Source organism: Cellulomonas sp. IC4_254 (assembly GCF_011603975.1).
Lineage (GTDB): Bacteria > Actinomycetota > Actinomycetes > Actinomycetales > Cellulomonadaceae > Cellulomonas.
Window position 1 is genome coordinate 1 of sequence record NZ_JAANNB010000312.1, and the last position, 2614, is coordinate 2614.

Consider the following 2614-nt stretch of genomic DNA (forward strand, 5'->3'; position numbering starts at 1 on the left):
CACCACCGGACCCGGGGCGCCCCTCCCGGGCGTCAGGCGCGGACGCCCGGGAGGGGCGCCCCGGGTCCGGTGGTGCTGAGCGAGGGGGGTCGGCCGGCTCCGGTCCAGGGCCCGGGCGCGGGCCCGAGGTCGACCTGCAGCCGCCCCCCGGCGTGCAGCTCGGTCCCGGTCAGCCAGGTGCGGTCGAGCTCCACCCCGTCCAGCCGCACGCGCTGCACGTACTGGACCGGCCCGTCGGGTTCGGGTTCGACGAATCCGCTGGTCTCCACCGTGAACGGCTTCCCGCCCACGTCGATCCGGGCCTCGCGCCACGCGGGTGCGTTGACCAGGAACAGGTTCTGCCCGGCGACCGGGAACAGCCCGAGGGACGCCCACACGTACCAGGACGACAGGCCGCCGGAGTCGTCGTTGCCGGGCAGGCCGCCGCGGCCGGTGCCGAACTGCTGCTGCGTCACGGCGTGCACCACCTCGGCGGTGCGGTCGGGTCGGCCGGCGTACTGGTACGCCCAGGGCGCCTCCATGTCCGGCTCGTTGTTCAGGCCCTCGAACCGGTGCAGCGCGTAGCCCGCGAGCATCTCGTCCTCGGACGGCGCCAGGCCGGGCTGCTTCACCGGCTCGGCCCCGTACCCGAAGAACCGGTCGAGCAGCCCGACGAACGCGTCGTCGCCGCCCGCCAGGTCGATCCGCGCCGCCATGTCGTGCAGCAGCCGGAACGAGTAGTTCCACCGGCCGCCCTCGTAGAACGTGGAGTCGCGCAGCAGCCCGGTCGCGGGGTCGAAGGCGTTCCGCCACCGCCCGGCGAGCGGCGCGAACTGGTCGAGCAGCGTGCGGTCGCCGACCTGCCGGGCGATGACGGCGGTGCAGAAGTACCCGAACGCGACGTCGAGCGTGTGGCTGATCGGGTGGGTCCGGCCGTGCAGCAGGAACTCCTCGCCGTACGTCCGGCGCAGGTCGTTGTGCAGGTGCACCAGCGCCCAGTCCCAGTCGAACGGCAGCCCGAGCGCGCACAGGTCGGCCAGGAACGTGTGCGCGAGGGCGCTGCCCTGCCGGGAGAACCGGTCGGCGCCGCGGGCCATCCGGTAGCCGATCGGGAAGTTCCCCTCCTCCTCGGCGATGTGCAGGATCGCGGTCGCCAGCTCGACCGCCTTGTCCGGCACCAGCGCGGTCAGCAGCGGCAGCTGGGTGCGGTAGATGTCCCACATCGTCGCGATGTCGTACGCGAACGGGGTGTCGGTCGGCCAGAACGGGCTCTCGTCCGGCGCGAGGCACGGCTTGATCAGCGAGTGGTACAGCGCCGTGGACAGCACGGTCTGCTTGCCGGCGTCCGGGGTGTCGACCTGCACCTTGCCGAGCTGGCGGCGCCACTCGTGGGCCGTGCGCGCCCGGCGCTCGGTGAACGACGACGGCCCGGGGCCGCACTCGCGCACCAGGTTGGCGCGCGCCTGCTCGACCCCGCGCAGCGAGAAGCCGAACCGCAGCTCGACGACCTGCCCCGGCTCGGTCGGGCCGGCCCACATGAGGCCGAACGGGCGCAGCGTCGTCGGGCGGATCCGGTCGAAGTCGAGGCGGGTGCCGCCCGGCATCAGGCGACGGTCGTACCAGAGCAGCTGGCGCCAGTGCGGGGTGTCGCACTCGACGTGCACGGCGAGCGGCGCGCCCTCGACGGTGATCTCGCCCTGCGCGACCCCGGGCTCGACCGACTCCAGGTGCGCCCGCAGCGGCACCGTCCGGCCGTAGGGGATGTCCAGTCCGCCGAGGCTGAGGTCGATCACGAGCCGCGCGTCCCGGTGCGCGGGGAACGTGTACCGGTGCACCGCCGACTTCGGCCCGACGGTGACCTCGCACCGGATGCCGGAGTCGAGGGTCGCCGCGTAGTACCCGGGCTCGGCGCGCTCGTCCGAGACCTCCCAGAGCTGCCCGAGGTCGTCGAGCGGCTGCAGCATCGGGGTGACGCGCACGTAGTTGTAGTACTTGCGGATCGCGCCGGTGCCGGACTGCTGGAAGTGCGTGAACCCGGACGCGCGCTGGGTCGCGTGCAGCGCGGGCGGCAGGCCCTCGGTCGACAGGTCGTACCGGCCGTAGCCCGTCGGGTACGCGCCGGAGTACGCGCAGGCGCTCACCATGCCCAGCGGGTACGTCGCGCCGGGGTGCGTGTTGCCGACCTGCGGCTTCGGCCACCACCACGTGGCGGCGAGCCCGGACTGCGGCGGCAGCGCGGTGGCCTCGGTGCCGATGAACGGGTCGACGTGCTCGAACACCTCGCGTCACCTCCCGTCGGGTCCGGCCGTCCGGGCGCGTCGGCGCGACCGGTGGAGGGGACCGTACGCGCGGAAGGTGTCCGGACGGTTACGGCGCGCCAGCGGGTTCGGGTGCCCGAGCCGCCGGCCGACTGGTCCGAACGGGGGACCGGGGGCCCGCCGGGTCATCCCGCGGCCCCGACCGGCCGAGAGGGAGGGCATGACCGAGGCGCTGCCGCTCCCGTCCGCCGGGTGGTACCCCGACGGGGTGACCCCCGGGGTGCTGCGCTGGTTCGACGGCGCCGCCTGGACCGAGCACACCGCGCCGGACCCCGCGGCGCAGGCCGCAGCGCTGTCCGCCGCCGCGGGGTCCGGCG

The 2614-nt window shown here is 74.6% G+C and carries 2 protein-coding genes; one reads left to right on the forward strand and one right to left on the reverse strand.

From position 1 onward, the window contains the following. Window positions 1-32 precede the first annotated feature (32 nt). Entirely contained in the window at window positions 33-2258 is a 2226-nt protein-coding gene (locus tag G6556_RS18225) for a glycoside hydrolase domain-containing protein (RefSeq protein WP_166944487.1), read from the reverse strand. Window positions 2259-2457: 199 nt separating this feature from the next. Between G6556_RS18225 and G6556_RS18230 the strand changes: the two genes are divergently transcribed. Continuing rightward, a partial coding sequence (locus tag G6556_RS18230) for a DUF2510 domain-containing protein (protein WP_166944489.1) occupies window positions 2458-2614 on the forward strand: 157 nt, incomplete at its 3' end.